The sequence below is a fragment of the Streptomyces sp. NBC_00637 genome (genome assembly GCF_045161545.1).
Classification (GTDB): Bacteria; Actinomycetota; Actinomycetes; order Streptomycetales; family Streptomycetaceae; genus Streptomyces.
Genome location: NZ_CP109046.1, coordinates 45,159 through 62,833, shown reverse-complemented (window position 1 = coordinate 62,833; position 17,675 = coordinate 45,159). Strand labels below are relative to the sequence as shown.

The 17,675-nt window shown below is 73.4% G+C and carries 9 protein-coding genes and 1 pseudogene; 3 read left to right on the top strand and 7 right to left on the bottom strand.

Going from position 1 to position 17,675, the window contains the following annotated elements:
• Window positions 1-133 precede the first annotated feature (133 nt).
• Window positions 134-1,771: a prenyltransferase/squalene oxidase repeat-containing protein gene (locus tag OG440_RS00240; RefSeq protein ID WP_406004768.1), complete on the top strand. Its 1,638-nt coding sequence runs from the start codon at window positions 134-136 to the stop codon at window positions 1,769-1,771.
• Between the two features lie 126 nt (window positions 1,772-1,897).
• Window positions 1,898-2,818 carry an aromatic prenyltransferase gene (locus tag OG440_RS00235; protein WP_406004767.1) on the top strand — a complete coding sequence of 307 codons (921 nt, stop codon included), beginning with the start codon at window positions 1,898-1,900 and terminating at the stop codon, window positions 2,816-2,818.
• Between the two features lie 85 nt (window positions 2,819-2,903).
• Here the strand turns inward: OG440_RS00235 and OG440_RS00230 are convergent.
• From OG440_RS00230 to OG440_RS00215, 4 genes and pseudogenes are all read right to left on the bottom strand, one after another.
• Window positions 2,904-3,724, bottom strand: a pseudogene (locus OG440_RS00230) (histidine phosphatase family protein).
• Window positions 3,725-4,261: 537 nt separating this feature from the next.
• Entirely contained in the window at window positions 4,262-5,521 is a 1,260-nt protein-coding gene (locus OG440_RS00225; protein ID WP_406004766.1) for an FAD-dependent monooxygenase, read from the bottom strand.
• A 129-nt stretch (window positions 5,522-5,650) separates the two neighbouring features.
• Window positions 5,651-7,168, bottom strand: a complete 1,518-nt coding sequence (locus tag OG440_RS00220; protein ID WP_406004765.1) for an FAD-binding oxidoreductase — start codon at window positions 7,166-7,168, stop codon at window positions 5,651-5,653.
• Between the two features lie 840 nt (window positions 7,169-8,008).
• Window positions 8,009-9,529, bottom strand: coding sequence for an MFS transporter (locus OG440_RS00215; protein WP_406004764.1), 1,521 nt, complete (start codon window positions 9,527-9,529; stop codon window positions 8,009-8,011).
• 903 nt (window positions 9,530-10,432) lie between these two features.
• Here OG440_RS00215 and OG440_RS00210 point away from each other — a divergent pair.
• Window positions 10,433-12,547: an MMPL family transporter gene (locus OG440_RS00210; RefSeq protein ID WP_406004763.1), complete on the top strand. Its 2,115-nt coding sequence runs from the start codon at window positions 10,433-10,435 to the stop codon at window positions 12,545-12,547.
• 79 nt (window positions 12,548-12,626) lie between these two features.
• On the opposite strand, the gene OG440_RS00205 is transcribed toward OG440_RS00210, so the two are convergent.
• From OG440_RS00205 to OG440_RS00195, 3 genes are all read right to left on the bottom strand, one after another.
• A complete protein-coding gene (locus tag OG440_RS00205) occupies window positions 12,627-13,742 on the bottom strand; it encodes a BTAD domain-containing putative transcriptional regulator (RefSeq protein WP_406004762.1) in 1,116 nt (371 codons plus the stop codon).
• Window positions 13,743-14,573: 831 nt separating this feature from the next.
• A complete protein-coding gene (locus OG440_RS00200; protein ID WP_406004761.1) occupies window positions 14,574-15,665 on the bottom strand; it encodes a polyprenyl synthetase family protein in 1,092 nt (363 codons plus the stop codon).
• A gap of 488 nt (window positions 15,666-16,153) precedes the next feature.
• A complete protein-coding gene (locus OG440_RS00195) occupies window positions 16,154-17,203 on the bottom strand; it encodes a BTAD domain-containing putative transcriptional regulator (RefSeq protein WP_406004760.1) in 1,050 nt (349 codons plus the stop codon).
• Window positions 17,204-17,675 lie beyond the last annotated feature (472 nt).

Here is a 17,675-nt window from a genome sequence, read left to right as displayed (position 1 = left end):
CGGTTGCCAAGCAGGCGCCAAGTCGCAGAACAGCGCCAGCCAAGTCCCGTCACCGACTCTTGGCCGCAATCCGAAACGCGTCCTGCCGTGGCCCCGGCGGGGGAGCCGCAACGACATGTCAAAGGAGCACGGCATGAGACCACTGAATGCACCGCGTCCGGCCCCGTTGCCGTGGCCGGCCGGCGTCGATCCCGATCACGTGCACCAAGCCGTATCGCGACTGCGGGACCACGTCATCGACAGGGTCGACGCCGACGGCTCGATACGCGGCGAATGCCACAGCCGCGTCCTGGAATCGGCGCTCGCGCTCACCTTGATGGCACGCATCGGCGCGGCCCCGCCCGCCCGGGACCGCGTGCTCGCCTTCCTGCAGGCGCGCCTGGACTCCCCGCAGGAATTCGACCGTGTCCTGGCCACGCTCGCCGTCTCCACCGCGGTCCACCGGGCCCCCGACGGCGACACCGACCTCATCGCGAAACTGACCGACGCTGTGCTCGGCAGCGCACCGGAGTTCATCTCCGCCCGCCGCCGCAAAATGCTGTACGCCGTGCTGTCGGTCCTCGGATGCCCCCTGCCCTCCGATGTCGCGCCCGCGCCGGACGAGGCGGCGCCCACCGACCCCACGCACTCCTGGAACGTCGTCCAGCAGGCCGCCGTCACGCTGATCCTCGCCAACGCCGCCAAGGTGCACAACCCGGCGACCGCAGCCGCCCTGACCACGCTGACCGCCACGGACCCGGCGACCACGGTGTGGGAGGGCTACGTGCTGATGCACCTGCTGACCCTGCACGCGCTGGCCGGTGTCCCCGGGCAGGAGGCGACCGTGCGCGGCGGACTGGACAGCGTGCTGCGCCACCAGCGCGACGACGGCGGCTTCCCGTTCATCGCGGAGATGCACCACTGGTGCACCGCGACCGCCGGCATCGGCCTCGCCGCCACCGGCGCCCCGCCGGAGCTGCTGCGCCGGATGGCGGCCGCCCTCGTCCACCACCAGGGCGGCGCCCCGCTGCCCTCCCTGTCCCGCGGCGCCGCCCTCACCGGCGGCTGGTCGATGTCCCCCGGCGTGGCGCTGAACGACGTCGACTGCACCTCGTGCGCCCTGGAGTTCATCCAGGAGACCGCCCCGGTCCGCTTCCACGGCGCCGTGCGCAGCGGGGTGGACGCGCTGCTCGCCGTGCAGGGCGAGGACGGCGGCTTCCCCACCTACGTGGCCGGCGCCCGCGGCGAGCCGTGCATGACGGCCGCGGCGGTCAACGCGCTCGCCCCGCACACCGACACCGTGGCCGCACGGCAGCGGGCCCTGGACTTCCTCGCCGAGAACCAGCTGCCCGACGGCGGGTTCGAGCCCGGGTGGAGCCGCAGCCGCCTGCACACGATCTTCCGCGCGCGCCTCGCCGTGGGCACCGCGGACGCGGACGACCGCCGCATGGCCGAAGTGGCCCGCCGCATGGAGCAGTCGGTGCGGGCCACGCAGAACGCCGACGGCGGCTGGGGCATGCAGCCCGGCGACGCCAGCGACGCCATCAGCACCGCCTACGGGCTGATCACACTGTGCGGCGGCGACGAAGCCCGGCCCGTCGGACGCGCCCTGTCCTGGCTGCTCGACCACCAGGACGCGGACGGCGGATACAGCGGGCCGCCGGACATGGTCGGTCCCCGCCCCTTCCCGTACTACGTCTCCGTCCTGACCCAGGCTCCCGTGCTGCTCGCCTTCGGCCACGTCCGCTCCCGGGTCCCGGGCGCGGCGCCGCTTCCCCAGGAAGCGGCGTGAGCGGGCGTCCACGGCACGGCGAGCAGGCCGGGGACGGGACCGAGCGGCCGTGCCGGCCCGGCCGGGACGACCGGCAACTATGTAGGTGCAGCAGCGTCAGGAAGCGCTCGAGGCATGGAGGAAGCAATGTCCAAAGCCACTGAAGTCGACCGTGTGTATGCGGCTGTGGAGAAGGCGGCAGCCCTGGCCGGCACCGTATGCGCGGGTGACAAGGTGCGACCGGTCCTGACCGGGCATCAGGACCTGCTGGACGAGGCCGTGATCGTCTTCTCCATGACCGCCAGCGGCAGTCATTCCGGCGGTCTCGACCTCAGCATGACCGTCCCCGCCGATCACGTCGACCCGTACTCCTTCGCGCTGTCCGAAGGCCTGATCGAGCCCACGGACCACCCCGTCGGCTCCGTCATCTCCGACTTCCAGGAGCGCTTCCCCGTCGGCATGTACGGCATCGACGTCGATGTCGCCGGCGGCTTCAAGAAGGCCTACGCGGCCTTCCCCTCCAACGACGTGCATGACCTGGAGAAGCTCTTCGACCTGCCGTCCATGCCGCGTGCGGCGGCGGAGAACGCCGAGCTGTTCGCCCGCTACGGCCTGGACCGGGTCACGGGAGTCTCCGTCGACTACAAGCGCCACGAGCTGAACCTCTACTGCGACCGCGCCACCACGGCCCCTCTGGAGTCGGACTACATCCAGTCGATGCTGCGGGAGATGGGACTGAAGGAAGCCGGCGAGCAGGGGGTGGAGTTCGCGAAGAAGTCGTTCGCCATCTACCCGACCCTCAACTGGGACTCCTCGAAGATCGTGCGGATCTGCTTCGCCGTGATCACCACCGACCCCGAGACGACCCCCACCAAGTCGGAGCCCGAGCTCGGCCAGATGGCGCAGTACGCCAACACCGCCCCGTACGCCTACGTCGGCGAGCGGCGCGCGCTCGTCTACGGACTCGCCCTGTCGCCGGAGAAGGAGTACTACAAGCTCGGCGCCTACTACCAGATCAGCGACTACCAGCGAAAGCTGGTGAAGGCGTTCGACAACCTCCCGGAGTAGCTTCGCCCGCACCCTTCATGACGGCCCGTCAGCCATCGGTCGGCGGGCCTGCGGCGAGCCCGGATCCCCGCCGCCGGCGGGCCGCTCACGCGGGCCCTTCCGGCTGGGCGAGGCCGGCGAGGTGGGCGGTGCGGCCCCAGTGCGCGAGCCGCAGACGGCGCCCGTCGCCCCGCCAGTGCGTGACGGAGGCGTGGCGCACCGGCGGCAGAGCGTGCGGGACCGGCGCGCCGAGACCGGCCGGCACATGGCGCGGGGCGATGACGATCGCGTCGTGCGCGACGAGCAGCACGCGCCGGCCGGCTCGGAGGTGAAGTCCCGTACGCGCAGGGCGACGTCGGCGAGCGCCTCGCCGCCCGGCGGACGGTACGACCACTCGCCCAGCAGCGCCCGGCGCGCGGCCTCGCCCGGCGCGCGGCCTCGCCCGGCGCGCGGCCTCGCCCGGCGCGCGGCCTCGGCCGGCGCCCGGGCCGCCAGCGCGGCCGGCGGGTGCAGCTCGAAGACGCCCGTCTCACGGTCGCGCAGCCGCTCGTCGACCAGCACCGGCACGTCCGGCGCCGCCGCGGCCATCGCCTGCCAGGTCTGCCGGGCCCGCACGTAGGGGGAGCAGACCACCAGGTCCGGCCCGGCGCCGCGGGTGTGGCCGGCGAGCCAGCCGGCCAGCGTACGAGCCTGGGCCCGCCCCAGCGCGGACAGCGGGACGTCGCTGTCGCGTCCCGTGACCGGCAGAGCGGCCGAGCCGGTCCGCCCGGCCTCGGCGAAGGCGACGCTGGCGGTGCTCTGCCCGTGCCGCACCGCCCACAGCGCTGCCGGCGCGGACGCCGGCAGCAGGGCCTGCCCGGGCCCGTCGGCCCGGCCCGGCACGGCTGTCCCGGACTCGTCCGGCGCATCGCTGCGCGATGCGGACATGTGCGCTCCCGTCGTCGGCACCCACCCCTGATCACGACCCGGCCGCAGCCGTCGCGACGCACCGCCGCCGCAGCGACGGCTTCCGGCGGCGGACGATTCCCTCCGCGGCCCCTCGAGCGGTTCGGCCGCAGGCACCGGCGGCAGGCACCGGCGGCCGGGGGAGACCCGACCCCTTCTCCCCGGCCGGCGCGGCGTGTCGCACGCCGCGCCCACGGCGCACCGGCGCGGCGCCCAGGTCCGCCGCTCACCTGGGCGCCGCGGTCCGGCGCGCCGTCCGCCGCTCCCCTGCGGGCACATCCGCTCGCCGACGAAGCGCGGGGGAGAGGCAAGCGGCCGCCAGGGCCGGCGGGGACCGGCGGGCCGTGAGGCGCCTCCCGCAGGTGCGCGCGCACGCCTCGCCCTGTCCGGAGCGGGCCGGGGTGGCCGTCGCCACCGCGGCCGTGGCCTCGCCGGCAGCACCGGCCCGGCTCCGCCGACAGCGCCCGGCCCGGTCCCCGCAGGCGGGGCGTCACGGGGCCGGGCGCGGGGGCGGTGGCGTCACGGCGTCCCGTGGCGGCCGCCGGCGGCGGCCGGGGTCAGCGACGGCCGGGCGTTGAGCTCGGCCACCTCGCTGTCGGCCATCTTGCGGTAGAACTCCATGATCTGGGCGAGCATGCCGCGGTCCAGCATCGCGGGCCCGGCGGCGCGCTCCATCGCGCGGCCCGCGTGGACCACGTTCGCGGTCGCCTCCAGGCGGGCGCTCTCGTACGCGGCGAGCCCCGCCGGCACGTCGTCGCCCGCCCGCGCCAGTTCGTGGGCGAGGACCCGCGCGTCGAGGATGGCCTGGGAGGCGCCGTTGGCCCCGGCGGGATACATCGGGTGGGCGGCGTCGCCGAGCAGCGTCACCCGGCCGCGGCCCCAGGAGGTCAGCGGTTCGCGGTCGACCATGGGGTATTCGAGGATGTGCTCGCTGCGCTTGAGCAGTTCACGGACATCGAGCATGCCCAGCGACCAGCCCTCGTAGTGGGACAGCGCCTCCTCCAGCCGGCCCGCGCGGTGGTCGTCGACCGTGTTCACGGCACCGTCCTCGGGCAGGGGACCGGGCTCGGCGACCCGCACCAGGCACACCCAGTTGACCCGGTCGCGGCCGATCGGGTACGCGACCAGCGAGGCGGTGCCGTCGCTGGCGACCACCATGGACCGGCCGGTCAGGAAGGGCTCCTCCATCACCGTGACGCCCCGCCACATCCGCTGGCCCGACCAGGACAGCGGCCCCTCCTTCGGGTGGAGCCGGGTGCGCACCGTCGAGTGCAGTCCGTCCGCCCCGATCAGCGCGGCGCCCTCGAACGTCTCGTCGGTGTCCCTGGCCCGGTCCCGCACACGGACGCGGACGCCGTCGGGGTGCTCGGTGAAGTCCAGCAGCCGCAGGCCGGTGCGCACGGCGTCGGGGCCGAGCCGTTCGCGGACCCGCTCGAGCAGCAGCTGCTGCAACTCACCGCGGTGGATGGAGTACTGCGGCCAGTGGTAGCCCACGGACTTCCCCCGAGGCTCGGTGAAGAGCCGCTCGCCCGCGCTGTCGCAGAACACGTGCTCGGCCGTGGCCACGCCGAGGGCGGCGAGGTCGTCGCCGAGGCCGAGTTCGATCAGCTCGCGGACCCCGTGCGGCAGCAGGTTCATCCCGACGCCGAGCGGGCGGATGTCGCGGGAGCTCTCCAGCACGACCGCGTCGATGCCCGCGGCGTGCAGGCTCAGCGCCGCCGTCAGTCCGCCGATCCCGGCGCCGGCTATGAGAACAGGCGCCTTGGTCATGTCGTTCATTTCGCCCCCAGGGGTCGGGAATGGCTCAGGCCGGATCCGGCGACGGCACGGGCCTCCCGGGCACGCGGGGATTCTTCGGTGTCCCGCCATGCTCCGGGAGGCCCTGCTCGCAGCCCTGTTACGTGCGGATCACCGCACGCTCTGCGCGTGGCTGAACAGGTTGTGCGGGTCGTACTTGTCCTTGATCTGCATCAGTCGGGGATAGTTCTCGGCGTAGTAGGACCTCTCCCAGTTCGGGTCGCGCGGGTCGTAGAAGTTCAGATAGGTCTCGCCGTTGGAATAGGGGTCGATCACCTCGAAGCCGGTGTCGGCGAACCGTTCCGCGGAGGCCACGCTCTCCTCGGGAACGGGCCCCGTGTAGTTCGCGGCGAGGAAGGCGATCGAGAAGATGGTGTCGCGGTGCACGAACGCGGTGGCGTCGCGCGGCACGGTGTTGGCCTTGCCGCCCATGGTGACGAGCTGCAACTGGCGCATCTGCCCGGGATGCCGTTCGTTGTCGAAGACCGAGAGCACCTTCGACCATCCCTCGTGCGGCAGCGGCTCGCTGAACAGGCGGCTGCGCCAGATCCCGTACTCCATCCTGGGGACCAGGCCGCCGGGCACCGTGCCCGTGCGGTGGCACTCGTCGACCGTCTTGTCGTCGCACTGGTAGAAGCCCATCATGACCTGCTGATACGGCGCCTTGAGCGGCTTGCGCGACGCCGGGGGGCGGCCGACCAGGGAGATGAGCCGCTCGACCTCGCCGGCCAGGATGCCGCTGGTGTCCACGGAGCCCATGAAGACGGACACCACCGGCACCTTGCCGGGCGCTGCGTCCATGAGCGTGATGAGCAGCGCGCTGCCGATCGCCCACGGCGCGTCGGCCTGCCACTTCGACCAGCCGTCGAACAGCTCCAGCGCCTGGTCGTAGGGCCACAGCAGGGTGCAGGTGTCGAGGTCGGTGAGAGGTTCCGGAGTGATCGTGTACGAGGTCACGACACCGAAGTTGCCGCCGCCGCCACCGCGTACGGCCCAGTAGAGGTCGCTGTGCTCGTGCGGCGAGGCGGTGACGACCCTGCCGTCGGCGAGCACCACCTGTGCCTTGGTCACACTGTCCGTGGCCATGCCCATGGCCCGGGTGAACGGGCCCGCGCCGCCGCCCTGGAGGAATCCGCCGGCCGCGACGGTCGGACAGTAGCCGTCGGCGATCGTCAGCCCGGCCCGGCCGAGCCGGTCGGTGATGTCGACGAGTTGCGCCCCGGGGCCGAGCCTCGCGGACTCGGGGCCGAGGGAGATGCCGTTCATCTTGGACACGTCGATGACGAGAGCGTCCGGCTTCGTGGAGTAGCCGCCCGCGCAGTTGCCGCCGCTGCGCACGGCGATGGGCACGCCGTGATGCTCGGCGAAACCGAGGCACAGCGCCACGTCGGCGGGCGAGGTGCAGTAGGCGATCGCCTGGGGGTGGATGTCGTCGAACTGGGCGAGGTACAGCTGCTTGGCGGTCGGATAGGCCGCGTTCGACGGCAGTACCAGCCGCCCCCGCAGGTGGTGGCGCAGCCGGTGCCACTTGCTCCCGGGCGAGGAGCGGGCGAACGCGGGGCCGGAGACCCCGGCCACGGCCAGCGCCGCCCCGCCCGCGCCGACGAGGAAGGATCGCCGATTGACCATGCGCTGTTCCTTTCATGGGGGGATGTCTCGGGCCGGGGCACGCCGGCTTGGCGCATCGTGCCGGTGAACCGCCCGGCCGCCGCGGGGCCGCGTGCGGGCACATGACATACGCCCTGCGCGGACCCCGTTGATACCGTCGAGAGCGTAGGGGCACCGGCTTGGCGGCGACTTGGTCCAGGCCCGGACGCCGCCCGGACGGCCACGGGGACCCACGCCGCCCGGCCGACCCCGCATCGGACGCCCCCCCCCGAGCCCCCCGAGCGCGCGCCCCCGAGCGCACTACCAGGAGCGGGCCCCAGGACCAGGCCGGGACCAGGCCGGGAGCAGGCCCCCGGGAGCAGACCCCCCGAGCGTGGCCGCGCCCCGGCCCGGGCTCCCGCCACGCGTCGCACCGCGGGCAGCCCCCGCCCGCAGGACCCGCTCCTTGCGGGCACCGACGCGCAGACGCCGTCGTACGGGACGTACGCCCGCAGTGGCCGGGGAGGGCGCGGTCCGGGGGAGGCCGAGGCGGTTGGGGTGAGGGGGAGGGCACGGCCGGGGGAGGGGGCGGCGGGTACGGCTGCCGGGCTTCGCTCACGGCGGCCGGCGCCGCGGCGCGGGACGAAGACGACCGGGGCCCCGGTCGCGGGCGACGACCGGGGCGGGTCGCCGTCCGCGACCGGAGCCCCGGTCGGGTGTGTTGCCGCCTTCGCCGGCGGCCGGCCGGCAAAAGGCGGGTCAGAAGAGCCGGTAGGAGCCGACGGGGGTCAGCTGCTCCATGGTCAGCGGCTCGGCGATCCAGTCGTTGTCGCCGGTGCACGGGACGGGGACTGCTCGCCGGGCGGGCCGGCGGCGTAGGGGTCAGGCCCGGGCCGCCTCGGGCTCCGACGGTTTCCCGGCGGGCGCGGCGGCGGGCGCCTGCAGCGGGCCGCGGCGCATCAGCGTGCCGCAGACGACGGCGCCGACCGTGAAGATGCCGGCGCACCACCAGAACGCCGTGGTGTAGCCGTGGACCGTCGCGAGGTGGATCAGCGGCAGCGTCGGCCGGCCCTGGGCGTGGTCCTCGACGTAGTGGGTCGTGGAGCTGGTCGCCATCGTGTTGAGCAGCGCGAGACCGATCGCGCCGCCGATCTGCTGTCCGGTCTGGATGCTCGCCGAGGCGATCCCCGCGTCGTACGGCGCCACCCCGGAGGTGCCGGTGCGGAACGCCGAGGCGAAGATGAGGCCCATGCCGCCACCGGCGATCATGAGCGGGCCCAGCAGGGCGGACGCGTAACCGGAATCGACGTCGATCCCCGTCAGCCAGACCATGCCGGCCGCGCCGAGCAGCAGCCCGACGGTGACCAGCGGCTTGGGCCCGAACCGCGGCATCAGCTTGATGTTGCCCACGTTGGCCCCCACCGCGGTGACCGCCACCATCGGCAGCAGGGCGACACCCGAGCGGATCGCCGAATACCCCAGGGTGCTCTGCATGTAGTAGATGACGAACAGGAAGATGCCGTACATCGCGGCGCCGACGATCAGCATGGTCAGGTACGCGGCGCCCCGGTTGCGGTCCAGGACGATGCGCGGCGGCAGCAGCGGATGCGCGGCACGGGTCTGCCAGCCCGCGAAGACGGCCAGCAGCACGGCCCCGGCGATCAGGAAGCCCCACGTCGAGGGGGTGCCCCAGCGGTGCGTGGAGGCGTTGGAGAAGCCGTAGACCAGGCAGAACATTCCGCTCGACACCAAGACCACGCCGGGAACGTCCAGGCGGGCGCCCGGCGTCTTGGGCTGCTTCTCCATCAGCAGCGCGCTCCCGACCACCGCGATGACGACGAACACCAGGTTGATGTACATGCACCAGCGCCAGGACAGCGAGGAGGTCAGCGAACCGCCGAGGATGAGGCCGAGGCCGCCGCCGCTGGCCGCGACCGCGCTGAAGGCGCCGAACGCCTTGCCGCGTTCCTGCGGATCGGTGAACGTCGTGACCAGCAGCGCCAGGGCGGCCGGCGCCAGCAGCGCGGCGAAGAACCCCTGGCAGGCGCGCGACGCCGCCAGCATCCCGAAGTTGGTCGCGGCGCCGCCGACGGCGGAGGCGCCCGCGAAGCCGATCAGCCCGATGAGGAAGGTCTTCTTACGGCCGATCAGGTCGACCAGGCGCCCGCAGAACAGCAGCAGGCTCCCGAAGGCCAGCAGGTACGCGGTCACGACCCACTGCCGGTCGGCGTTCGTGAACCCCAGGTCCTCCTGCGCGGACGGCAGCGCGAGGTTCATCACCGTCCCGTCGAGGACGACCATGAGCTGCGCGACGCAGATGACGGCGAGGATGAGCCACCGCCGGGGATTCCTCCCCTCGGTTCCGGCCGCCTCGGTAGCGGAGGCTGCGCTCTGTGCTGCCACGGTCTTCTCCTTCTCATCTCGGACCGACGTGAGGTGTCCCTGGTAAGACAGACGGGGCGAGCGGAATGTGACACGGCCCCGGCGGGTGCGGCCCGACCGCGGCGGCCGGCCGGCCCGGAGACCGCCTCCCGGCAGCCACCCGCCCACGTCCGGGACCTCCCGCGCGGCCCTCGCGGCCTGCCGCGGACGCACCCCACCGCCCTCCCGGCCGACCCGGACCGGCCGGGAGGGCCGGGCGGGGCGGGCCCGGGGCGCGGCGCGGTACACGTCGGACACCGGCCCGCGCGGCGGCGGCAGAACACCGCCGGCCGCCGGCCGGAACAGCGCCCCTCGGGTCAGGGCGAGGTACGCGCCGCTCCACCGCCGGCCGGCAGCCCGTGTTCCGGCGGTGCCGCACACGGGTGCGGAGCCACAGCGTCACCCCTGCGCCTTGGCCGGGACTGTACGGCTGGTTGGCGCCGGCTTGACGGCCGACCGCTCGGGGTGATGTACGCCACACCGGGCGGGATCGGTGTCACATTTGCGGGTTCCGGACGGGTCTCCCTTCGCCACGCATCGGCAAAGGAGAGGCCCGCAGATGTCCCACCGCCCGTCACAGGCAAGGACGGCCCCGCCCCGGGGCAGCCCCCGAGAGGCGGCGTCGAATCCGCGGCAAGGGCTGCGACGACGACGTTCACCGGCCACCGCGACCTGCTCTCGTCCACCGTCCGCACCCTGCTCGCCGACGTCACCGACGCCCAGGACGAAGCGCGAGGAGACCTCGCTGTCGTCGACGGCCCGCAACCGGCCACCGCACGCGCAGCCGATCCACCTCACCTCGGACAGCCGTCAGGGGTGCGGGATCCGCAGCGTCGCCCGTCCCGACCGGCCATCCCCCATCGAGTGATCACTCAGGAGTGACACATGTTCCGCACCATGGCTTCCCTGCCCAGCGGCAGGGTGGCGAAATGGGTCGTCCTCGCCCTCTGGGTGGCCCTGCTGGTCCCGGCCCTGATGCTCGCCGGCAAGCTCGGCGACGTCCAGAAGAACGACAGCTCGGCCTGGCTGCCCGCGAACGCGGAGTCGACCAAGGTCGTCGAACGGTCCGAGAAGTTCCAGCGCTCCGACACCATGCCCGCGATCGTCATCTACGACCGGCCCGAAGGCATCACCCCCGCCGACATGGCCAAGGCCCGAGCGGACGCCGACGCCTTCGCGGACAGCGAGAACGTCGCGGGCCGGCCACAGGGCCCGGTGAAGTCCCAGGACGGCAAGGCCATCCAGACCGTGGTCCAGGTACAGAAGGACAAGACGGGCTGGAACGGCATCAGCGAGGTCGTCACCGCACTGACCGACATCGGCGAGAAGAACGCCGACGGCCTCGGATTCCACGTCACCGGCCCAGCCGGGCACGCCTCCGACTCGGTCGAGGCCTTCGGCGGCGGAGGCAGCCTGACGGCCATCACCGCGCTGGTCGTGGTCGTCATCCTGCTGCTCACCTACCGCAGCCCGACCCTGCCGCTGGTGCCCCTGCTGACCGCGGGCGTCGCCCTGTCCGCCTCGGAAGCGGTGATCTACCTCCTGGCGAAGAACGCCGGACTCACCGTCAACTCGCAGACCAGCTTCATCCTGACCGTCCTGGTGTTCGGCGCCGCCACCGACTACGCGCTCCTGCTCACCTCGCGCTACCGAGAAGAACTGCGGCTGCACGAGGACCGGCACGAGGCGATGGCGCAGGCGCTGCGCCGCTGCAGCCCGGCGATCATCGCCAGCGCCGCGACCGTCGCGGTCAGCCTGACCCTGCTGATGCTCGCCACCCTGCGCTCCACCCAGGGGCTCGGACCGGCCTGCGCCATCGGCATCGTCGTCGGACTGCTCGCCATGATCACCCTGATGCCCGCGCTCCTGGTCATCTTCGGCCGCTGGATCTTCTGGCCCGTCAAGCCGGCCTACGCGGCGCCCCAGGCGGCCACGGAAGGCATCTGGACCCGGGTCGGCACCGCCATCTCCGGCCGGCCGCGCACGGTGTGGATCGGGACCGCGGTCATTCTGGGTGCCATGGCCGTCGCCGTGGTCGGGCTCAAGGCCGACGGGCTCTCCAGCAAGGACCAGTTCACCGACAAACCGCAGATGGCCGTCGGCCAGGAAATCCAGGCCAGGCACTTCCCGGCCGGCTCGGGCGACCCCATCTACGTCGTCACCACCGCCGACGCGGCCCAGCGGGTGAGCGCGGCACTGGCCGACATTCCGGGGATCGCCGACGTCTCACCACCGGTGATCAAGGGCGGCGACGCCCTCCTGGCCGGAGAACTCGAGGACGCCCCCAGCAGCTCGGCCGCCCTGGACACCGTCGAGCAGGCCAGAACCGCCGTCCACGACATCGAGGCGGCACACGCCCAGGTCGGCGGCAACGCGGCGATCACTCTCGACACACGGGACGCGGCCACCCGCGACTCCAAGGTGATCATCCCCATCGTGCTCCTCGTGGTCTTCCTCATCCTCATGCTGCTGCTCCGGGCGGTCGTCGCCCCCCTGCTGCTGATGGCGACCGTGGTGCTGTCGTTCGCCGCGGCCCTCGGCGTGAGCAGCCTGGTGTTCAACCACGTGTTCCACTTCGCCGGGGCGGACGCCTCCTTCCCGCTGCTGTCGTTCGTGTTCCTCGTCGCCCTGGGCGTCGACTACAACATCTTCCTGGTCACCCGGGTACGCGAGATCACCGAACAGCACGGCACCCGGCGCGGCGCCCTGGAGGGCCTGTCCGCCACCGGCGGCGTGATCACCTCGGCGGGCCTGGTACTGGCCGGCACCTTCGCGGCGATGGCCTCGCTGCCGCTGCTGTTCGCGGCCGAACTCGGCTTCACGGTGGCCTTCGGCGTGCTGCTGGACACCCTGATCGTCCGCTCGGTGCTGGTCACCGCACTGACCCTGGACCTGGGCCGGTGGATGTGGTGGCCCGGCAAACTGTTCGCACGACACGACGACACCCCCACCACACCGGCCGCCGAACCCGACCTCGAACCCGCGCTCGACGGCAGGTGAGCACCCCGCACGCGGGCCCTGCGGCATCCGCCGACAGGCCCCCCGCCAAGGACGACACCACCCGGACCCCGCCCCGGCCTCAGCCCAACGCCGGGGCCTGGCGCAGGATCTCACCCTCGAGGTGCTGAAGCGCCGGACTCGGGTCGATGCCCAGCTCCTGCGCCATCCGCCGGTGATGAGTGCGCAGCACCGCCAGGGCATCGGCCTGCCGTCCGGCCCGGTACAACGCCAGACTCAGCAGCTCACAACCGTATTCGCGCAGCGGATGGGCGCGCGTGAAGGCCGCCAGCTCGGACACGGCGACCTCATGCGCGCCCACGGAGATCAGCGCCGCGCAGCGGCCCTCGGTGGCCGACAACCGCAACTCCTCCAGCCGGACCCGCTCCGGAGCCACCTGCGCGGTATCGGCCACCTCCGCGTAGGCCTGCCCGCGCCACAACGCCAGCCCCGCCTCGAACGCGCTCAGAGCCCGCCGCGGATCACCCCCGTCCAGTGCCTGCCACCCGGCGGTCGCCCGCTCACCGAAGCGGCGGGCGTCGACCTCCGCGACACGGCCGTCCAGCAGATACCCCCGGCCGTGCGTACGCAGCACCGTCGCCGGCTTGCGCGGTGCCCGCCCAGGCTCCAGCACCCTGCGCAGATTGGCCACGTACGCGTGCAACGACGTCACCGCCGACTGCGGCGGCCGCCCCTCCCACAGCTCTTCCAGCATCACATCGACCGACACCGGCCGGCCCACCTGGCTGACCAGCAGCGCCAGCGCGGCACGCTGCTTGGGCGCTCCCAGATCCACCGCCCGCCCGCCGACAGCCGCCTCCATCGGACCCAGCACCCGGAACTCCACCCCGGCCCCGGCCACCCCCGCGGCCTCCGGCGGCCGCCCCCCACCCCGTCCCGGGGCGTCGGGCGGCGCGCCCCGGGAAGCGGCATCGACCTGAGCACCCACACGGTGGCCCTGCGCCTCGCGGACCGCGCCGCAGACCGGCAGGTCGAGGTCGAGAGCCTTCGCGACATACCTCTTCAGCGTCTCGTTCACCCGCCGCAGTTCCCGCACTTCGCGCTCCAGCTCGGCGATACGGCGCGCCTGACCGGGACCGCCCGCCGGCCGCCGCCCGGGAATCACGTACACCCCCGGCCCGCCGCCCGCCGTGCGGCGGTCGGATTCCTCGTCCGTCAGCTCTGGGCCTTTCAGCATGTCACTCCTCTGATCACGAAGCCGGGGCCGACCCGACGCCAAGCCGGCGGCAAGCGGGACACGGGATATTGGGCCACCGGCACAGACCGCGCGGGCAGCAGCGGACTCCCCGCACGGAGGGGAAAGCCTCGAAGCACGCCGACACCGGGCACGACACCGGGCACGACACCGGGCACGACGTCGGCGAGCGGGCCGAACGGTGTCCAGAAGAGCCGGAGACTCTGGTGCGCGGCGCGGGCGCGTGCGCGGCTGATCGGCGTCACGGCGCGCCACGGCGGCCGATTCGGCATGCGGTGGTTTGCGCCCGAGCGGCACGGCGGGGCGTCGGCGCTCTCGCGGACGGCCGTGAACAGGCGGCGTACGGCGGCTCGTTCGGCGTAGGGCGGTGTTCCGCGCCGAGAGCGGCACGAGCGTCGGGGGCCGGAGCGCATCCCGCGCTCCTCGGGTGGACCGGCGGCCCCCGCACCTCCCGCCGGCGTACAGCCGATTGTGGGCAGGGGAGGCGTGCCCGCAGTGTGACACGGCCGTCATCACCGCGCCAAGGGTCCCCGCCAGGTGACCTGGCCCACGCCGGCCGGCGACGCGCCGGCGTCGGCGCCGGTCACCACGGCACGCCGGCACCCACCATCACCCGTCTCCTCACCGCGGCTCAACGGCCATGTCAGACAGCCGTGTTGGGCATGCGCCGGGGTGCCACGCGCTGACGCCTGGGTGCGGGCCACGACCCGTCGCGCCGAAACCCGGCGGCCGGGGGCGGGGGACAACCGCCGCAGGAGGGCGGCGGCCCCGACTCCACCGAGCCGGGGACCGGCGCCGGGCCGACCGCATGGTTCATGAGGTTCGTTGGGTGGCGTGGACGGCCATGGTGGTGAGTTGTTGTTTGGCGTGGTCGGTGGCGGTGCTGGCGTGCAGGGTGGCCAGGGCGCGTCGGGTGCGGCGGGTGATGTCGGCTTCGACGTGGTCGACGGCTCCGGTGCTGGTGATGAGGGTGCGCAGGGTGGTGAGTTCGTCGTCGTCGAGGGGGTGGCCGATGCCGGCGCGCAGGAGGGTGGCGGTGTGGGGGTCGTGTGTGTCGGCGTGGGTGAGGGCGGCGGCGAGCAGGACGGTGCGTTTGCCCTGGACGAGGTCGCCGCCGGAGGGTTTGCCGGTTTCCTCGGGGGTGCCGAAGACGCCGAGGAGGTCGTCGCGCAGTTGGAAGGCGATGCCGATGTCGCGTCCGAAGGCGCGGTAGGCGGTGATGAGGTTGTCGTCGGCGCCGGCGATCGCGGCGCCGAGGTGCAGGGGCCGCTCGACGGTGTAGGAGGCGGTCTTGTACCGGTTGACGCGTCGGGGGGTGTCGAGGTCTTCGGCGCCGGCGGCTTCGGCGGTGATGTCGAGGAGTTGTCCGCACAGGACTTCGGTGCGCAGTGCGGACCAGACGGGGGTGATGCGGGCGTGGGCCGCGGCGGGCAGGCCGCAGCGGCGTACGAGGTCGTCGGCCCAGCCCTGGGCGAGGTCGCCGGCCAGGATCGCGGTGCCGGTGCCGAACAGCTCGGGCTCGCCGTTCCAGCCCCGTTCACGGTGACGGTCGGCGAACAGCACATGCGCGGCCGGCGCCCCCCGGCGCGTCGGAGACGCGTCGATGACGTCGTCGTGGATGAGGCCGTACGCGTGGAACAGCTCCAGTGCGGCCCCGATGTGGACCACGGCTTCTGCGGTGGGGCCGTCCTCGTCGCCGCCGGCGCCGAGCCAGCCCAGCCAGGCGAAGGTGGGGCGTACGCGTTTGCCGCCGCGCAGCACGTAGTTCTCCAGGTCGTCGACCACGTCGGCGCAAGGAGCGCCGATCCCCTCGGCCTCGGTGCGGCGCTCGGCGAAGAAGCGGCGCAGCGCCTCCTCGACGGCCTGCCCGGGACTGATGCGGGTGCGGGTGCGGATGCTGGTCATGAGGTCAACTTCCCTGGTCGTCATCGACAGCGGCATAACGGCATAGCGGCATCCGCCCCACCAGCCCCAAGTGTTCGGGCCGCACGAGCGGCCCGGACGGTCGGCCCAAGTGGATGGCCCGGATTGACACTTCGGGGGAACGGCATGGGGATCGGTGTCTTCCGGGAGCGCAAAGCGCTGTTCGGCATCACCCGGGCAGTGGCCCCGCCACCCCGGCACGGAGCGGACCTCGCCCCGCGAGCAGGGAGTTTCCGCACAGCCCGGACGATCCTGCGAAGGCCGGGCGGCACTTTGCCGACTCGGCGTTTTTCGAGGTTCCGGCTTGCGTGGGCCCGCGCCGTCCCGGAGACCGAGTATCGGCCGACAGACTCGAGGTCCGGTCGAGCCCGGCCCCCGCGCCGTCACCCCGTGCACCGCCCGGCCGCGAACGCGCGGGCTCCGCCGACAAGGGACGGGCCGCCGCCCCCTGTTCGCCGACTCGGCTGACGTCAGGCGGACTTCGCGACCGTCCGGGGATGCGGCCGCCAGTCCAGTGACGGTGCCTGGTTGAGTATCCGGCGCTCCAGCAGTTGCAGCGCCGGCCGCGGATCGACCCCCAGCTCGTCCGCCAGCCGCTTCTTGTTCGTGCGCAGTACCGCCAGCGCGCCGGCCTGCCGGCCCGCCCGGTAGAGGGCCAGGCTCAGCAGCTCGCAGCCGTATTCGCGCAAGGGGTGGGCCTGGATGAACGCCTCGAGTTCGGCCACCGCGATCTCGTGGGCGCCGGCCGCGAGCAGGGCCGCGCAGCGCCCCTCGACCACGGACAGCCGCAGCTCCTCCAGCCGTGCCACGTCCGGCCGCACACAGCCGGTGTCGGCCACCTCGGCGTAGGCCTGCCCGCGCCACAGCGCCAGCGCCGCCTCGAACTCCTCGACCGCGCACTGCGGATCGCCCCAGTCCAGCGCCTGCCAGCCGGCGACCGCCCGCTCGCTGAAGCGGTGCACGTCGACCTCGACGACCCCGCTGTCCAGCAGATAGCCGCGTCCATAGGTGCGCAGCACCGCCGGCGGGGTCCGGGGGGCGCGGCCGGGCTCCAACACCCGCCGCAGGTTGGCGACATACGCCTGGAGCGAGGCGATCGCCGACGGCGGCGGCTTCCCGGCCCACAGCTCCTCGACGATCACGTCCACGGCCACCGGCTCGCCCACCCTGCTGACCAGCAGCGCCAGCAGGGCGCGCTGCTTGGGTGCTCCCAGGTCGACACGGCGGCCGCCGACGACGGCCTCGATCGGGCCCAGCGCGCGGAACCCGACCAGGGGACGGGCCGCTTCGGGGATCAGCGGTGACCGCTGCGGCGCCCACCGGGCGTCCTGCGCGTGCCCGGCCGGCGTGGCCGTGACGCGGCCGGCGCCGTGCGGGACGTCCTCGGTGACGCCGCGCGGGAGTTCGGGCTCTCTGGCCGCATATCCGCGCAGTGCCTCGTTGGTGCGGCGCAGGTCCCGCACCTCGCGCTCCAACTCCGCGATGCGCCACGCATCCGGATACCCGGGCTCGTTCGCCATCCGTGAACTCCCCATGTCATGGCCTGGTGTGGTCGCCCGGCCGCACCGGACGGGCGCCCGGCCGACTGCCGGGCTGCGGCCCTGCCGAGGCCTTGTTCAGGCCGTGTCCGGTCACCGAACGCCCCTGGTGAGACGACTCTTTCGAACCGCCCGCCGGTATCTCCTGCACGGCGTCGGGCAGACAGTGCCTCAGTCACTGAGCGCGACCCTACGAGCCGAAGGACCGCGGGCCAAGCGGCCACCATGCGGGACCGAGCCATCGCCCATCGATCCTCCAGCCACCCTCAGGGGCGCGGCGGCACCGGAGCGCGGCGACGCCGCCACCCAGGGCAGGACAGGAGCAGGAGCAGGAGCAGGGGAGGGGAGGGGAAAGAGGAAAGGGAGGGGGGGGTCCCGTGCGGGACCGCCCCCTACGCGCTGCCGGGTACCTGCCCCGGCGGTTCGGTGTGATCCACCTCCGAGCCCGGCCCTC

Bases quoted from the DNA above. Each gene is read 5' to 3' on its own strand.
- OG440_RS00235 (WP_406004767.1), top strand. From the start codon at position 1,898: ATGTCCAAAGCCACTGAAGTCGACCGTGTGTATGCGGCTGTGGAGAAG.
- OG440_RS00240 (WP_406004768.1), top strand. From the start codon at position 134: ATGAGACCACTGAATGCACCGCGTCCGGCCCCGTTGCCGTGGCCGGCC.
- OG440_RS00225 (WP_406004766.1), bottom strand. From the start codon at position 5,521: ATGAACGACATGACCAAGGCGCCTGTTCTCATAGCCGGCGCCGGGATC.
- OG440_RS00205 (WP_406004762.1), bottom strand. From the start codon at position 13,742: ATGCTGAAAGGCCCAGAGCTGACGGACGAGGAATCCGACCGCCGCACG.
- OG440_RS00200 (WP_406004761.1), bottom strand. From the start codon at position 15,665: ATGACCAGCATCCGCACCCGCACCCGCATCAGTCCCGGGCAGGCCGTC.
- OG440_RS00220 (WP_406004765.1), bottom strand. From the start codon at position 7,168: ATGGTCAATCGGCGATCCTTCCTCGTCGGCGCGGGCGGGGCGGCGCTG.
- OG440_RS00210 (WP_406004763.1), top strand. From the start codon at position 10,433: ATGTTCCGCACCATGGCTTCCCTGCCCAGCGGCAGGGTGGCGAAATGG.
- OG440_RS00195 (WP_406004760.1), bottom strand. From the start codon at position 17,203: ATGGCGAACGAGCCCGGGTATCCGGATGCGTGGCGCATCGCGGAGTTG.